This window comes from Streptomyces sp. NBC_01433 (assembly GCF_026340105.1).
Classification (GTDB): domain Bacteria; phylum Actinomycetota; class Actinomycetes; order Streptomycetales; family Streptomycetaceae; genus Streptomyces.
Map to the genome: position 1 here is coordinate 3711280 of NZ_JAPEPM010000001.1, position 13452 is coordinate 3724731.

General features: G+C 72.1%; 13 protein-coding genes. 8 read left to right on the plus strand and 5 right to left on the minus strand.

All coding sequences use genetic code 11. The features are described 5' to 3' along the window. The first annotated feature begins 63 nt into the window (after positions 1–63). The 3 genes from OG413_RS16805 to OG413_RS16815 all read left to right on the plus strand — a co-directional run bounded on the left by OG413_RS16805 (position 64) and on the right by OG413_RS16815 (position 2854). Complete coding sequence (locus OG413_RS16805) at positions 64–912, plus strand: ABC transporter permease (RefSeq protein WP_266810196.1); 849 nt, start codon at positions 64–66, stop codon at positions 910–912. Positions 913–980: 68 nt separating this feature from the next. After that, complete coding sequence (locus tag OG413_RS16810) at positions 981–2048, plus strand: ATP-binding cassette domain-containing protein (RefSeq protein ID WP_266810198.1); 1068 nt, start codon at positions 981–983, stop codon at positions 2046–2048. Positions 2049–2155: 107 nt separating this feature from the next. Then, positions 2156–2854: a DUF1707 domain-containing protein gene (locus tag OG413_RS16815; protein WP_266810200.1), complete on the plus strand. Its 699-nt coding sequence runs from the start codon at positions 2156–2158 to the stop codon at positions 2852–2854. A 125-nt stretch (positions 2855–2979) separates the two neighbouring features. Here the strand turns inward: OG413_RS16815 and OG413_RS16820 are convergent, their stop codons facing one another. Beyond that, positions 2980–4242, minus strand: a complete 1263-nt coding sequence (locus OG413_RS16820) for an SGNH/GDSL hydrolase family protein (RefSeq protein ID WP_266806424.1) — start codon at positions 4240–4242, stop codon at positions 2980–2982. 97 nt (positions 4243–4339) lie between these two features. On the opposite strand from OG413_RS16820, the gene OG413_RS16825 reads away from it, so the two are divergent. After that, on the plus strand, positions 4340–5857 hold the full coding sequence (locus OG413_RS16825; RefSeq protein ID WP_266806426.1) for a DUF445 domain-containing protein: 1518 nt from the start codon (positions 4340–4342) through the stop codon (positions 5855–5857). Positions 5858–5933: 76 nt separating this feature from the next. On the opposite strand, the gene OG413_RS16830 is transcribed toward OG413_RS16825, so the two are convergent. Then, on the minus strand, positions 5934–6236 hold the full coding sequence (locus OG413_RS16830) for a hypothetical protein (protein WP_266806428.1): 303 nt from the start codon (positions 6234–6236) through the stop codon (positions 5934–5936). A 192-nt stretch (positions 6237–6428) separates the two neighbouring features. On the opposite strand from OG413_RS16830, the gene OG413_RS16835 reads away from it, so the two are divergent. Beyond that, positions 6429–7430, plus strand: a complete 1002-nt coding sequence (locus OG413_RS16835; RefSeq protein WP_266806430.1) for a phosphotransferase — start codon at positions 6429–6431, stop codon at positions 7428–7430. Between the two features lie 114 nt (positions 7431–7544). On the opposite strand, the gene OG413_RS16840 is transcribed toward OG413_RS16835, so the two are convergent. After that, entirely contained in the window at positions 7545–8894 is a 1350-nt protein-coding gene (locus tag OG413_RS16840; RefSeq protein ID WP_266806431.1) for an FAD-dependent monooxygenase, read from the minus strand. 98 nt (positions 8895–8992) lie between these two features. On the opposite strand from OG413_RS16840, the gene OG413_RS16845 reads away from it, so the two are divergent. Continuing rightward, entirely contained in the window at positions 8993–9619 is a 627-nt protein-coding gene (locus OG413_RS16845) for a TetR family transcriptional regulator (protein ID WP_266806433.1), read from the plus strand. A 107-nt stretch (positions 9620–9726) separates the two neighbouring features. Here OG413_RS16845 and bla read toward each other — a convergent pair whose 3' ends face one another. Then, positions 9727–10701 (minus strand): class A beta-lactamase, encoded by a 975-nt coding sequence (gene bla / locus OG413_RS16850; RefSeq protein ID WP_266806434.1) that lies wholly within the window; start codon positions 10699–10701, stop codon positions 9727–9729. A gap of 222 nt (positions 10702–10923) precedes the next feature. Between bla and OG413_RS16855 the strand changes: the two genes are divergently transcribed. Both OG413_RS16855 and OG413_RS16860 read left to right on the plus strand, forming a co-directional pair. Next, complete coding sequence (locus OG413_RS16855; protein WP_266806436.1) at positions 10924–11880, plus strand: LysR family transcriptional regulator; 957 nt, start codon at positions 10924–10926, stop codon at positions 11878–11880. Beyond that, a complete protein-coding gene (locus OG413_RS16860) occupies positions 11877–12845 on the plus strand; it encodes a serine hydrolase (RefSeq protein ID WP_266806438.1) in 969 nt (322 codons plus the stop codon). Before OG413_RS16855 ends, OG413_RS16860 begins: the two co-directional genes overlap by 4 nt. Before the next feature lie 34 nt (positions 12846–12879). Here OG413_RS16860 and OG413_RS16865 read toward each other — a convergent pair whose 3' ends face one another. Continuing rightward, the gene (locus OG413_RS16865) at positions 12880–13428 is read right to left on the minus strand and encodes an NADPH-dependent FMN reductase (protein ID WP_266806440.1); all 549 of its coding nucleotides are present in this window, start codon (positions 13426–13428) and stop codon (positions 12880–12882) included. Positions 13429–13452: the final 24 nt, after the last annotated feature.

Here is a 13452-nt window from a genome sequence, read left to right on the forward strand (position 1 = left end):
GGGGGACCCGGGGAGGGACCGGGCAAGGGGCTGGACAAGGCGTCGGGGGAGGCGTCGGGGGAAGTGCCGTGGGAGTCGCCCCCGATCGCGTTCGGGGAGCGGTCCCGGGTGGTCGAGGGGCTCCGGGCGTACGGGCTGATCGTGGCGATGTGGCTGCGCTCGACGATGGCGTACCGGGCCTCGTTCGTCATGACGACGTTCGGGAACTTCGCGGCGACGGCCTTCGACTTCGTCGCGATCATGCTGATGTTCTCGCACGTCGACTCGCTGGGCGGCTATTCGCTGCCCGAGATCGCCCTGCTGTACGGGGTGTCGGGGACCGCGTTCGGGCTGTCCGATCTGGTGCTGGGGTCGATGGACCGGCTGGGCAGGCGGGTGCGGGACGGGACGCTGGACACCCTGCTGGTACGCCCGGTTCCGGTGCTGGCGCAGGTGGCGGCGGACCGGTTCGCGCTGCGCAGGCTGGGGCGGGTCACGCAGGGGCTGCTGGTGCTCGGGTACGCACTGGCGTCGCTGGACATCGCGTGGACGCCGCTGAAGGTGCTGATGCTGCCGCTGATGGTGCTGAGCGGGGCGGCGATCTTCGGTGCGGTGTTCGTGGCGGGGGCGGCGTTCCAGTTCTTCGCGCAGGACGCCTCCGAGGTGCAGAACTCCTTCACGTACGGAGGGACCACGCTGCTCCAGTACCCGCCGTCGATCTTCGCGAAGGATCTCGTGCGCGGGGTGACGTTCGTGGTGCCGCTGGCCTTCGTCAGCTGGCTGCCCGCGCTGTATGTGCTGGGCCGGGACTACCCGTTGGACCTGCCGCAGTGGGTGGCGTTCCTGCCGCCGGTGGTGGCGGCGCTGTGCTGGGTGCTGGCGGGTCTGGCGTGGCGGGCGGGGCTGCGCGCCTACCGGAGCACGGGAAATTGACCGGCGGACGTGAGGACAGGGAGAGGGTGACGCGGCACATGGGCACGGACACGGACACGGGTACGGATATGTGTACGGACACGGGGACCGGAATCGGTAAGGGCACAGCCACCGGCACCGGCACCGGCGCGGACGAGGATTTCATCGTGCTCGACGGCATCGAGAAGGTCTTCGACGTACGCCGCAGAACGGGCTTCCTGCGCCGGGAGCGGCGCGAGGTGCGGGCGGTCGACGGGATCAGCTTCCGGGTGCCGCGCGGCGAGATGGTCGGGTACATCGGTCCGAACGGGGCCGGTAAGTCGACCACGATCAAGATGCTGACGGGGATTCTCACTCCGAGCGGCGGCAGTCTGCGGGTCGCGGGCATCGATCCGTCCCGGGAGCGTACGCGGCTGGCGCACCGGATCGGGGTGGTGTTCGGGCAGCGGACGACGCTGTGGTGGGACCTGCCGTTGCGGGACTCGTACCGGCTGATGCACCGGATGTACCGGATTCCCGACCGCCGCTTCCGGGAGAACCTGGACCGCTGTGTCGAACTGCTGGACCTGGGCGAGCTGTTGGAGGTCCCGGTACGTCAGCTCTCGCTGGGGCAGCGGATGCGCGGGGACATCGCGGCGGCGCTGCTGCACGATCCGGAGGTGCTGTATCTGGACGAGCCGACGATCGGGCTCGACGTGATCTCGAAGGCCAAGGTCCGGCAGTTCCTGCGGGACCTGAACGAGGAGCGGTCCACGACCGTTCTGCTCACCACGCACGATCTGACCGATATCGAGCAGCTGTGCAAGCGGGTCATGGTGATCGACCACGGGCGGCTGATGTATGACGGGGCGCTCGCCGGGCTCCACGAGGTGGGGGAGAGCGAGCGCACGCTGGTGGTCGATCTGGAACGTGAACTCCCGCCGATCGACCTGGACTCGGGCACGGACCCCGGATCGGCTGCGGCGGCCGGGGGGCCGGGGTCGGGGGTCCGGGTGGTGAAGGTGGAGGGGCCCCGGCAGTGGCTGTCCTTCCCGGCCTCGGTGTCGGCCGCCCCGCTGGTGGCACGGATCGCGGCGGAGTATCCGCTGGTCGACCTGTCGGTGCGGGAGCCGGACATCGAGGCCGTGATCGCGAAGATGTACGCGTCGGCCCCGTAGCGGAGCCGACGCGTTCCGGTCGCGGCGCGCGGGCGTGGGCTTGCTCGTCTGTGACGGGAGCCGGTGCGTTCAATAGGCTGCGCGGTATGACAAGTGAACTTCCGGAAATGCGTGCCTCCGACGCCGAGCGTGAGCGCATCGCCGAGCTGCTGCGTGAGGCGGTGGCCGAGGGCCGGCTGGACATGGACGAGTTCGAGCAGCGCCTCGACGCGACCTACAAGGCCCGTACGCATGGGGAGTTGGCACCGATCGTCCGGGATCTCCCGGCACCGGGCACCGTGGTCGCGCCGCCCGGTGCGCCGACACCCTCGGTGCCGGGCAGGTCGGGGAGCTGGCCGTCACGGATCGGCGGCCCTGCCACGTCGACCGGGGCCTTCGCGTTCTGGAGCGGGTTCACCCGGAAGGGCCACTGGACGGTGGGCCGGAAGTTCACGGCGTTCGCGATGTGGGGCGGCGGTGAGATCGATCTGCGCGAGGCGAACTTCGAGGACCGCGAGGTGGTCATCCGCTGCTTCACGGTCATGGGCGGAATGCATGTGACGGCGCCGCCGGAGCTGAACGTCGAGGTCAAGGGCATCGGCATCATGGGCGGCTTCGGCGAGAGCTCGAACGAGGAGGGTCCACCCGCACCGGACGCCCCGCGGGTGCGGATCACCGGCTTCGCGCTGATGGGTGGCGTCGGCGTGGAGCGCAAGCGGACCAAGGCGGACCGGCAGCGGCTCAGGGACGCGGAGCTGGCGCGGGATCGGGAGCGGGACGCGCTGGGGAAGCCGGACGCGGGCGACGGGCGCAAGGAACTGGGCTGAGCCCGTCCCCGGTGCCGGACGGTCCCGCCGAAGCGGAGCCGTCCGGCACCGGGGCGCCCGGACCGAGAACGCCTGTGCCGGGGGTGTTGGTACCGGGAGCGGGGCCGCCCCGTGCCGGGGCCGGGTCAGAACGTGTCGGACTTGGGGGCGTCGACCAGGGACTTGAGGTCGATGTGCCGGCCGAGGGTGCGGTAGCCGTCGTCGTTGAGGTGCAGGTGATCGCCGGAGTCGTACGACGGGAGGAGCCGGTTGGGCGCGTACGGGTCGCGTACGGCCCGGTCGAAGTCGACGTACGCGTCGAAGATCCCGCCCGCCCTGATCCGCTCGTTGACGGCCAGCCGTACGGCGTTGCGCGCGGACGTCCAGGTGGCGTATCCCTCGTACGGGGTCAGCGTCGCCCCGACGACCCGTAGCCCGCGGGCGTGCGCCCGCTCGGTGAGGGTGCGGAAGCCGTCCAGGATGCGCTGCGGGTCCGTCTCCTGCGGGGCCTGCTGTACGTCGTTGATGCCGAGCGCCACGAACACGGTCTTCGCTCCGGCGACCGACAGGACGTCGCGCTCGAAGCGGCCGGTTCCGCCCTGGCCGCTGATGCCGGTGAGGCCGTCGCGCAGGAGCCGGTTCCCGGCTATGCCCTGGTTGGCGACGCCGTACGTGCCGCGCGGCCGGTCGCCGCGCAGCCGGTCGGCGAGGACGTCGGTCCAGCGGGCGTTGGCGTCGGTGGTGGAGCCGCTGCCCGCGGTGATCGAGTCACCGAGGACGACGACCGTGCCGGGTGCGCGCTCGTTGCGGACGTCCACGGCGGTGAGGTAGCGCCACCGGGTGGTGCTCCAGGTGCCGTGCTCGTCGGCCAGGTAGGACGTCTGGTGCGCGTTCGGGTGGAAGGTGACGGGCCCGCCACCGTGCGGGGTGCGCAGCGTGACCAGCAGGTCGGCGTCGGCGGCGACGGGCACCACGACGGGGTCGCTGACGACCTGTCCGCCCGCGGCGATGGTGACACGGGACACGCCCTTGAAGGTCACCGGACGGGTGTTGACCGTGGCCTGGTCGACGACCAGGGGGGCCGCGCCGAAGAGGTTGGACAGGGTGATGCGGGCCGCGTCACCGCCGACGCTGGTGTGCACGGTGTTGCGGATGGTACGTCCGGGGAAGCCACGCGCGGTGCGCGGCTCGGCGCTGACGGGTGCGCTGGTCCAGGTGGCGACCCAGTTGCCGGTGGAGTTGGCCGGGGCGGCGGGATGACGGGCCGCCGCGTGCGCCTCGGGGCCGGTGACCGGTGCCGACGGCCGGGAGCCGGAGAGCAGCGTCGTACCGAAGGCCACGACGGCGGCGAGTGCGGCGGTGCCCGCCACAAGGGCGATGAGCAGGGCATACCCCTGGCGCCTGGGCATGTGCGGTGTTTCTCCTTGTGCTGATCCGGCTGGTCCCATGATGCGACAGGCCGCGGGGAACTCGACGTGCGGCCCGGGAGTAGGTGAGGTAAGGACAATGCGTACGGCGCGGGGGCGATGCGTACGCGGACGGGTGGAGCGGATGGAACGGGCCGGAGCCGGAGAGCAGGACGCGGTGCAGAAGTCAGTGGAGGGCCCACAGGGCCGGCAGGTCCCGGAGGGGCAGGTCCCCGAGGGGCAGGTCCCCGAGGGGCAGGGGCCCGCGGAGGGCGGGTCCGGCACGCCGCCGGACCCGGACGACGGTTCCGGTTCCGGGTCCGGTTCAGGGCGCCGGGCGGCGTCGCCGCTCGCCTCGTTCGCGTACACCGCCGCCGACGAGGAGAAGCGGCGCGGAGTACGCCGTATGAAGACCACCGCCACCGGTCTCCTTCTGCTCGTCGCGCTCGTGTACGTCCTCGCCACCTGGGCGAAGAACGCGGGTGTGGACGGCTGGCCGGGCTACGTCGCGGCGGCTGCCGAAGCGGGAATGGTGGGCGCGCTGGCGGACTGGTTCGCCGTCACGGCGCTCTTCCGGCGCCCGCTCGGCCTGCCCATTCCGCACACCGCCATCATTCCCACCAAGAAGGATCAGCTCGGAGCGTCACTTGGTTCCTTCGTGGGGGAAAACTTTCTCTCCTCAGGGGTCGTTCGTGACCGAATTCACGCTCTGGGAGTCGGTCGGCGGGTGGGTGCCTGGCTCGCGGAGCCGGATCACGCCGACCGGGTCACCGCCGAGCTGGCGACCGCGCTGCGCGGTGCGCTGACGGTTCTGCGGGACTCCGACGTCCAGGCGGTGGTCGGCGAGGCGATCACCCGGCGGGCGGACGCGGTGGAGGTCGGCCCCGGACTCGGCAAGATGCTGGAGAAGGTCGTCGCGGACGGTGGGCACCGCAGGGTCGTGGACCTCGTCTGCGTACGGGCGCACGACTGGCTGGTGGAGCACGGCGACTCGGTGATGGACGCGGTGCAGGGCGGGGCTCCGGGGTGGACACCGCGCTTCGTGGACAAGCGGGTGGGGGAGCGGGTCTACAAGGAGCTGCTGCGCTTCATCACGGAGATGCGCGACATGCCGGAGCACCCGGCGCGCGGCTCGATCGACACGTTCCTGACCGATTTCGCGGCGGATCTCCAGACGGACTCCGACACCCGGGCCAGGGTGGAGCGGCTGAAGTCGGAGGTGCTGGGCCGCCGTGAGGTCCAGGACGTCATCGCGTCGGCCTGGTCCTCCGTACGCACGATGATCATGGCGGCGGCGGAGGACGAGCAGAGCGAACTGCGGCTGCGGGCCCGCGCCTCGTTGATGTCGCTGGGCGCCCGGCTGGCGACGGACGAGCGTCTCCAGGCCAAGCTGGACGGTTGGCTGGAGGACGCGGCGGCGTATGTCGTCACGACGTACCGCGCGGAGATCACGTCACTGATCAGCGACACGGTGGCGGGCTGGGACGCGGACCAGACCTCGAAGAAGATCGAGGCGCACATCGGCCGTGACCTGCAGTTCATCCGGATCAACGGCACGGTGGTCGGCGCGCTGGCGGGGCTGGTCATCTATACGGTGTCGCGGGCGGTGGGGGCATAGGGGGCGCCGCCCGGATCAGGGCCTCTCACGTCCGGACGTGAGAGGCCCTTCGGGGGGTGCGTCCCTCAGGCGGCGCTCAGGCGGCGCGGCGGGTGACCGCCCAGGACGCGGCGGCCACGCCGCCCGCGACGGCGAACACGGCGGGCCAGGCGCCGACCTTCTTGGCGAGCGGGTGCGATCCGGCGAACGCGGCGACATACGCGACAGTCAGCCCGACGGCGGCGCGCGGACCCGCCTGCCGGTTCCACTCGTACGCGGCGAGGGACCCGGCGGCGGCGAGCGCGACCCCGCCCAGCGGCCGCTTCTTGGTCCACCGGGCGACGCCGTAACCCCCGACAAGTCCGCTCGCAGCCACTGCCGCTGCCGGAACCTTCGCCATTGCCGCCACCTTCGCTCGTTCGGTTGCCCGGTTGCCCGGTTGTCCGGTTGTCCGGTTGCCCGGAGGCCCGGACGCTCGTTGTCCTGTCTCGCCACCGAGGCTACGCGCCGCCTCGGACGCGGGTCGGCGAGGGGCGGGGCCGGTCCCGCGACGGCCGGAAGGGGGCATCCGGCGGATCGTTAGGGTGCCGGCATGAAGGATCAGCCCACAGATCTCGACTTGTCCGCCCTCGCTGACACCCTCGCCGCCTGGGAGGTGGCCCCCGCGTCGCTGACGTACGCGCCCGTCGGCTTCGGCGATCACCACTGGACCGCGCGGACCGCCGACGGGCGGCGCTGGTTCGTGACGGTGGCCGACCTGGCGCACAAGCCGTACTGCGGTGCGGGTGTGGACGCGGCCCGGGAGGGCCTGCGGCGTGCGATGGACACGGCCGCCTCACTGAACGCGGACGCCGGTCTGGACTTCGTCGTCGCGCCTCTGCGGACCGTCTCCTCCACTGCCGTCTCCGCCGCCACCGTGCGCCGGCTCGGGGACCGGTACGCGGTGAGCGTCTTCCCGTACCTGGACGCGTCCGCGGGTCACTTCGGGCAGGAGCTGCCGCCGGAGCACCGCCGTCTGCTCGTGGAACGGCTGGCCGTGCTGCACCGCACTCCCGCGCCCGCCGTGACGCCGGTGCACCGGCCGGGACTTCCGGACCGCGCCCCGCTGGAAGAGGCTCTGCGCGAGCCGTCGGACGCCTTCGCGCCGGACAGCGGTCCGTACGCCGAACGCTGCCGCGCGCTGCTGACGGACAGCGCCCGCGGTCTGCGCCACCGGCTCGGGGAGTTCGACGAGCGGACCGCGCGCCTGATCCGGCAGGCACCCACCCCGGTCGTGACGCACGGCGAACCGCATCCGGGGAACGTCCTGGACCCGGGCGGGCGGAATCTGCTGGTCGACTGGGACACGGTCGCCCTCGCGGTGCCCGAGCGTGACCTCTGGCTCTGCTCCCCGGACCCGGACGACCTCGCCCGCTACGAGGAGTTGACCGGCCACCGCCCCGACCGGGACCGGCTCTCCTACTACGCGCTCCGCTGGGCCTTCGACGACGTGGCCGCCTGCCTCGACGTGTTCCGCGCACCGCACGCCGCGACACCGGACACCGAACAGGCATGGGAGGGGCTGACGGGAGCCGTGGCACGGCTGAACGTCTGAGGACCCATGGGGTTCACGGAGAGTGTGGCCGCACCAGCACCAGCACCATCGGCGCCACCAGCCCCACCAGCCCCACCAGCGCCATCAGCCCCACCATCGTCCAGGGGTGCTTCCTCAGGCGGTGTAGCCGTCCGGGCGGACCAGGAGCGTGTCCTGCCGGTCGCTCGCCCAGTGGACGATGGTGGTGCGCTCGTCGCCCGGCTCCTCCTGGCCGCGCGGCACGACACGTACGAACGTCCCGGCGCGCAGCGCCTCGTACAGCCGTCCCTCCTGGAGCCTGATGTCGGGCACGCGCCTGACCCCCGGTCCGTACGCGTAGCCGATCCCGCTCAGCCTGCCGAGCAGGCGGCGGGTGGCGGCGGCGGGCAGTCGGCCGACGGTGAGGGAGGCGACAGTACGCAGCGCGCGCCAGGCGGGTGTGTGCGCCATCGCGAAGCGCAGCATGCCGCCGCTGCTGCGGATCACGTCCCGGCCGATCGGGTGCCGTTCCGCCTGATAGGTGTCCAACAGCTCTTCTCCCTCCTGGCCGTTGACGACGGCGGCGAGCTTCCAGCCCAGGTTCGCCGCGTCCTGGAGGCCGGTGTTCATGCCCTGGCCGCCCACGGGTGAGTGGGTGTGCGCGGCGTCCCCCGCGAGCAGCACGCGGCCGACCCGGTACGTCGGGACCTGTCGCTCGTCGCTGTGGAACCGGGACGTCCAACGGGCGTCGTGCATGCCGAAGTCGGTGCCGAAGACCTGCTCGACGACGGCGCGCACCTCTGCCAGGTCGAGGGGCTCGTCGTCGGCGACATCGGCGTGGGTACGCTGCCAGCCGCCCACGCGCCAGTAGCCGTCGCTGAAGGGGGCGGCGAAGGCGATGGCCCGCTCCGAACCGTTGACCGCCACCGCGCGGTCCGGCTCCTCGGTCAGCCTGACGTCGGCGAGGACGATCGACTTGATCACGGAGTGGCCTGGGAAGGGCAGCCCGATCGCCTCCCGGACGGCGCTGTGGGTGCCGTCCGTGCCCACTACGTAGGCGGAGCAAAGGGTTTCGGTGGTTCCGTCCTGACCGGCGAACTCGACCGTGACGCCCTCGTCGTCCTGCGAGAGACCGGTGACCCGCGCCCCGTGCCGGAAGGTGACGCCGTGCTCGACCGCGCGGCGCAGCAGGAGCTTCTCCACCTCGAACTGCGGCGTGGCCAGCAAGTACGGGAAACGGGTGTGGAGTCCGGAGAAGTCGAGGGCGAGCGAGTCGAAGAACCGGAGTTCGGTGACCTTGCGGCCGGTCGGGACGAGTGCGTCGGCGAGGCCCCGCGCGTCGAGCTGTTCCATGGTGCGGGCGTGCACGCCGAAGGCGCGGGTCAGGTTGCTGATGCCCGCCGGGCGCTTCTCGATGACGGTGACGGACACACCGGCGGCGGCGAGATCGCCCGCGAGCAGTAGTCCGGTGGGTCCTGATCCAACGATGGTGACGGTGCCGTTCATGATGGCCTCCGGGAGTCAACGCTTGTTGGTCAACGCTTGTGGTCAACGTAGAACTGCCGCTCTGGACTGTCAACGCGTGTTGGCCTACGTTTGTTGGCATGACCCGAGACGTGAAGCAGGACCCGACGCGGGAGCCGCAGGAGCCGCAGTCCCGCCGTTCCGACAGCACCCGCGCGACCATCCTCACCGCGGCGCTCGAACGTTTCGCGGCCGACGGTTACGAGCGGGCCACCATCAGGGCGATCGCCAAGGACGCCCGTATCGACCCCTCGATGGTGATGCGCTACTACGGCAACAAGGAGAAGCTCTTCGCGGCGGCCTGCGCGGTCGATCTGCGCATCCCCGACCTGACGGCGGTCCCCACGGCGGAGATAGGACGCACGCTCGTGGGCCACTTCGTCGATCTCTGGGAGCAGAACGGCGTCCTGACCGCACTGCTCAGGGTCGGGGTGACCAACCCGGCGGGCGCGGAGCGCATGCAGGAGATCTTCAAGCAGCAGCTGCTGCCGCTGGCCGCCCGGATCTGCCCGGCCCCGACCACGGCCCCCGCCCGCGCCGCCCTGGTCGCCTCCCAGATGCTCGGAATGGCGCTGACCCGCTACGTGCTGCGGTTCCCGGTCGCCGTCGCGATGACCCGCGAGGAGGTCATGGACTGGCTGGCCCCCACGGTCCAGCGCTACTTGACCGCCGAGGGGCCGTACGCGTCGTCACCGGTCGCGCGATGACGTAACCGCGCACGCACATCCGCGTGGGCCGTGGGCCGTGGGCCGTGGGGCCGTGAGCGGCCGGGGAGCTGGGCAGTCAGGGACACCGGAGCGCGCCCCGGCCGGTCTCAGGCCAGGGCGTTGAGGGCGACCTCGGCGGCTCCGGCGATGAGGGCGTCGTCGGTCTTGGCGTCGCGGGTGTCGCGGCGGGAGAGGACGGCGATGGTGATCGGCGCGGCGTCCGGGGGCCAGACGATCGCGATGTCGTTGCGTGTGCCGTAGCCGCCGCTGCCGGTCTTGTCGCCGACCTGCCAGCCGGCCGGGGCACCGGCGCGGATGGTCGTGTCGCCGGTGGTGTTGCGCTTGAGCCAGTCGGTCAGCACGGCCTGCTTGTCGGCGGGGAGCGCGTCGTCCAGGACGTAGGCGCGCAGGTCGGTGGCGAGGGCGCGCGCCGTGCTGGTGTCGCGGACGTCGCCGGGGACGGCTTCGTTGAGCTCGACCTCGTAGCGGTCGCACCGGGTGACGCGGTCACCGATGGCGACGAGGGCGCTCTGCAGGCCCCTGGGGCCGCCGAGTTCGCGGAAGAGGAGGTTGGCCGCGCCGTTGTCGCTGTAGCGGACGGCGGCGTCGCACAGTTCCCGCAGGGTCAGCTCGGAGCCGACGGCCCGTTCGGTGACGGGGGAGTGTCCGACGGGGACGTCGCGGCCGATCCGTACCCGCCGACCGAGTTCCTTCAGGGAATTCCTGTCGAGTACGGCGCCGGCGAGCAGCGCCTTGAAGGTGGACGCGTAGGCGAAGCGTTCGTCGGGCCGGTGGGTGACGAACAGGCCGTTGCCGGTGTCGAGCGCGTAGACGCCCAGCCGGGCGTCGAACTTCCGCTCCAGTTCGGCGAACGCGCGGTCCGTCCGGCGCTTGTCGGGGGCGGCGGACGGGGCCGGGGAGCCGGAACGGGTGCCCGAGCCGGAGCCGGAGCCGGACGGGGACCGTGGCGTGGCGTCCAGAGAGGCATCGGACGTCGCCGTTCCGCAGCCGATGAGGGGGAAGGTGGCGGCAAGGCCGGTCAGTCCGGTGAGTGCGGCGCGGCGGGAGATACGGGTACGCATGGGTGGGCGGCTCTCCGTTCGTTCGTTCGTCGGGTTGTTCGACAGTCGTTCGTCGGGTCGTTCGCGATGTCGCTCGTCGTGTCGTTCGTGGAGCACATCGGCAGAAACGCACGACGGTCATGAACTACGACGGGCATGACCGGAGAAAAACAGCACCGCTGCCACGAGGTCCAAGACCGATATCGATCTCAGATCGATTGATTTGCGATATCGTCGCTGGTCGTGGACCTGATACGGCACTTGCGGTGCTTCGTCGCTGTAGCGGAAGAGTTACATTTCGGCCGCGCCGCCCAGCGTCTCGACATGGCCCAGCCACCGCTGTCCCAGCGCATCCAGCGGCTGGAACGGGAACTGGGCGTCCGCCTCTTCGAGCGCTCCAGCCGCCAGGTGACGATCACCAAGGGCGGCACGCTCCTGCTGGACGAGGCCCGCCGGCTGCTGGACCAGTCCGAGGCGTTGATGGCCACGGCCCGCCGCATCCAGGACGGCCACAGCGGGCTCCTGCGCGCCGCGCTGCCGCCCGACATCACCGGCGAGACCGTGGCGGGCGCCCTGGCCGGTTTCCAGGAGCGCCAGGCCGGTGTGGAGCTGGAGCTGCACGAACTGTCGACCGCCGAGCAGCTCGCCCGGCTCGCCTCGCACGACCTGGACGTCGGGCTCATCCGCCACCCCAGCGATGTGTCCGGGCTGGAACTGGGCCCCGTCCTGCGCCACGAACTGGGCGTCCTGCTGCCGCACGACGCCCCGGTGGCGCGGCGCGAGACGGTTCCCCTCTCCGCGCTCGCCGGATACGACCTGGTCCTCTTCCCCCGTGCCCAGGCCCCGGCCGTACACGACGACCTCCTGACCACCTGCGCCCGCCACGGCTACACCCCCACCGCCGTCCGGTACGGCCAGGGCCCCAGCTTCACGCGGGGCCTGCTCCTGTCCTGGCGCGCCATCACCTTCAGCACGCGCGACGCCCACCACGCCCGGGACCCCGACCTCACCTGGCGCCCGCTGAGCGGCGCCCCGCTGGCCCTGCGCCACTCCGCGGCCTGGTCCCGGGGGCGCGGCGACGCCGCCGTCCGCGCCTTCGCCGATACGGTCACCGATGCCCTGGCCCGTACGGCCGCTCCCGGCCCCGACCTGACCTCCGGCCCGCTGCACCTGCGCCCGGCGGCGGAGTACTGGATATGACCGATCCCCGCACGAGACACCACCCCAGCCCCCTATCCCATCCCAACCCCCACCCCTACTCCCACCCGCAGGCCCGCGACCGTATCCGCGCCGCTTTCGCCGAAGCCGGGGTCACCGGCTGGCTGCACGCTGTGGACATCGACTCCGGCGCCCAGATCGACGTGGGCGCGGACCGGCCGGTCGTCACGGCCAGCGTCCACAAGCTCTGCCTGCTCGTCGCGCTCCACCAGGAGGCGGAGGCCGGGCGGCTGGTTCTGACCGAGCAGACCGAGTGCCCGCCGGACGGCCGTACGGCGGGGCCCACCGGTCTCGCCGCCATGCTCGACGCGGCCCGGCTCTCCCTGCGCGACGCGGCCTACCTGATGGTGGCCGTCAGCGACAACACGGCGGCCGACCTCCTGCTGGAACGCGTCGGCCTGGACGCAGTCAACGACACCACGCGGCGGCTGGGCCTCACCCGTACCCACGCCACCCAGACCTTCCGGGAGTTCCTCGCGACCATCAGGGAGGACGCCGGGAACGGCGGCCCGCAGGCACTGGCCGACCCCCAGGTCGTCGCCCGCCTGCGCGCCGTGGACCCCGCGCGCACCAACCGCAGCACCCCCCGCGACATGACCCGCCTGCTCGGCGCGATCTGGCGCGACGAGGCATGCACCCCCGAGCACGGCGCCGCCATCCGCCGCCTGCTCGGCCTCCAGGTGTGGCCCCACCGCCTGGCGTCGGGCTTCCCCTTCGACGACGTACTGGTCGCCGGAAAGACCGGCAGCGCGCCCACCGTCCGCAACGAGGTCGGCGTCGTCGAGTACCCCGACGGGGGCCGCTACGCCGTCGGGGTCTTCACCCGCGCCGCGAGCCCCGCCGCCACCCTCCCGGCGGCCGACGCCGTCATCGGCACAGCGGCCCGCATCGCCGTGGACACCCTGCGCACCCCCGGTCCGCGCGCCACCGGCCGGGGCGCCGCATAGGGAGCCGACGCCCCGGCAGCCGGAGGGACCGGACCTACGACGCCGGACCGGCCGCGTCCACCAGGGCGTCGAGCGACGCCCCCAGCTGTCGGCGGAGCTCCGGATCGGTGCTGACCCCGTCCGCGCCGACGGTGTTCCGGTCGAGCGCGACCCGTACACAGGCGGCGTCCACGATGGTCGCGCCGGTGTAGCTGAGGACGGTACGGAGCGTCGCCGAGGCGCCCTCCCCGCGACCGGGTGCGGCGGCGTTCAGCCAGGCGGCGGGCTTGTCACCGGTCTCGGTGCCGCCGACGGTCCAGTCCAGCAGGTTCTTGAACGATCCGGGGAGCGTCCCCGCGTACTCCGGGGAGCAGATCAGCAGGGCGTCGGCGGCGTCGATCGCGGCCCGGAGCTCGGCCACCGGCTTCGGCAGCGGGTCGGTGTCGTCGTCGGGGTTGAAGTGCGGCAGATCCCCGAGTCCGTCGTAGAGGACGGTACGTACGGAGGCGGGCGCCACGTCCTGGGCGGTGCGCAGCACGGTCTCGTTGGAGGACCCGGCCCGCACGCTTCCGGACAGCAGGAGAATCACGCGTGGTGTTGGCATAACCGCTCAACTCCGAGCGGCACC

Bases quoted from the DNA above. Each gene is read 5' to 3' on its own strand.
- OG413_RS16810 (WP_266810198.1), top strand. From the start codon at position 981: ATGTGTACGGACACGGGGACCGGAATCGGTAAGGGCACAGCCACCGGC.
- OG413_RS16815 (WP_266810200.1), top strand. From the start codon at position 2,156: ATGCGTGCCTCCGACGCCGAGCGTGAGCGCATCGCCGAGCTGCTGCGT.
- OG413_RS16820 (WP_266806424.1), bottom strand. From the start codon at position 4,242: ATGCCCAGGCGCCAGGGGTATGCCCTGCTCATCGCCCTTGTGGCGGGC.
- OG413_RS16825 (WP_266806426.1), top strand. From the start codon at position 4,340: ATGCGTACGGCGCGGGGGCGATGCGTACGCGGACGGGTGGAGCGGATG.
- OG413_RS16830 (WP_266806428.1), bottom strand. From the start codon at position 6,236: ATGGCGAAGGTTCCGGCAGCGGCAGTGGCTGCGAGCGGACTTGTCGGG.
- OG413_RS16835 (WP_266806430.1), top strand. From the start codon at position 6,429: ATGAAGGATCAGCCCACAGATCTCGACTTGTCCGCCCTCGCTGACACC.
- OG413_RS16840 (WP_266806431.1), bottom strand. From the start codon at position 8,894: ATGAACGGCACCGTCACCATCGTTGGATCAGGACCCACCGGACTACTG.
- OG413_RS16845 (WP_266806433.1), top strand. From the start codon at position 8,993: ATGACCCGAGACGTGAAGCAGGACCCGACGCGGGAGCCGCAGGAGCCG.
- bla (WP_266806434.1), bottom strand. From the start codon at position 10,701: ATGCGTACCCGTATCTCCCGCCGCGCCGCACTCACCGGACTGACCGGC.
- OG413_RS16860 (WP_266806438.1), top strand. From the start codon at position 11,877: ATGACCGATCCCCGCACGAGACACCACCCCAGCCCCCTATCCCATCCC.
- OG413_RS16865 (WP_266806440.1), bottom strand. From the start codon at position 13,428: ATGCCAACACCACGCGTGATTCTCCTGCTGTCCGGAAGCGTGCGGGCC.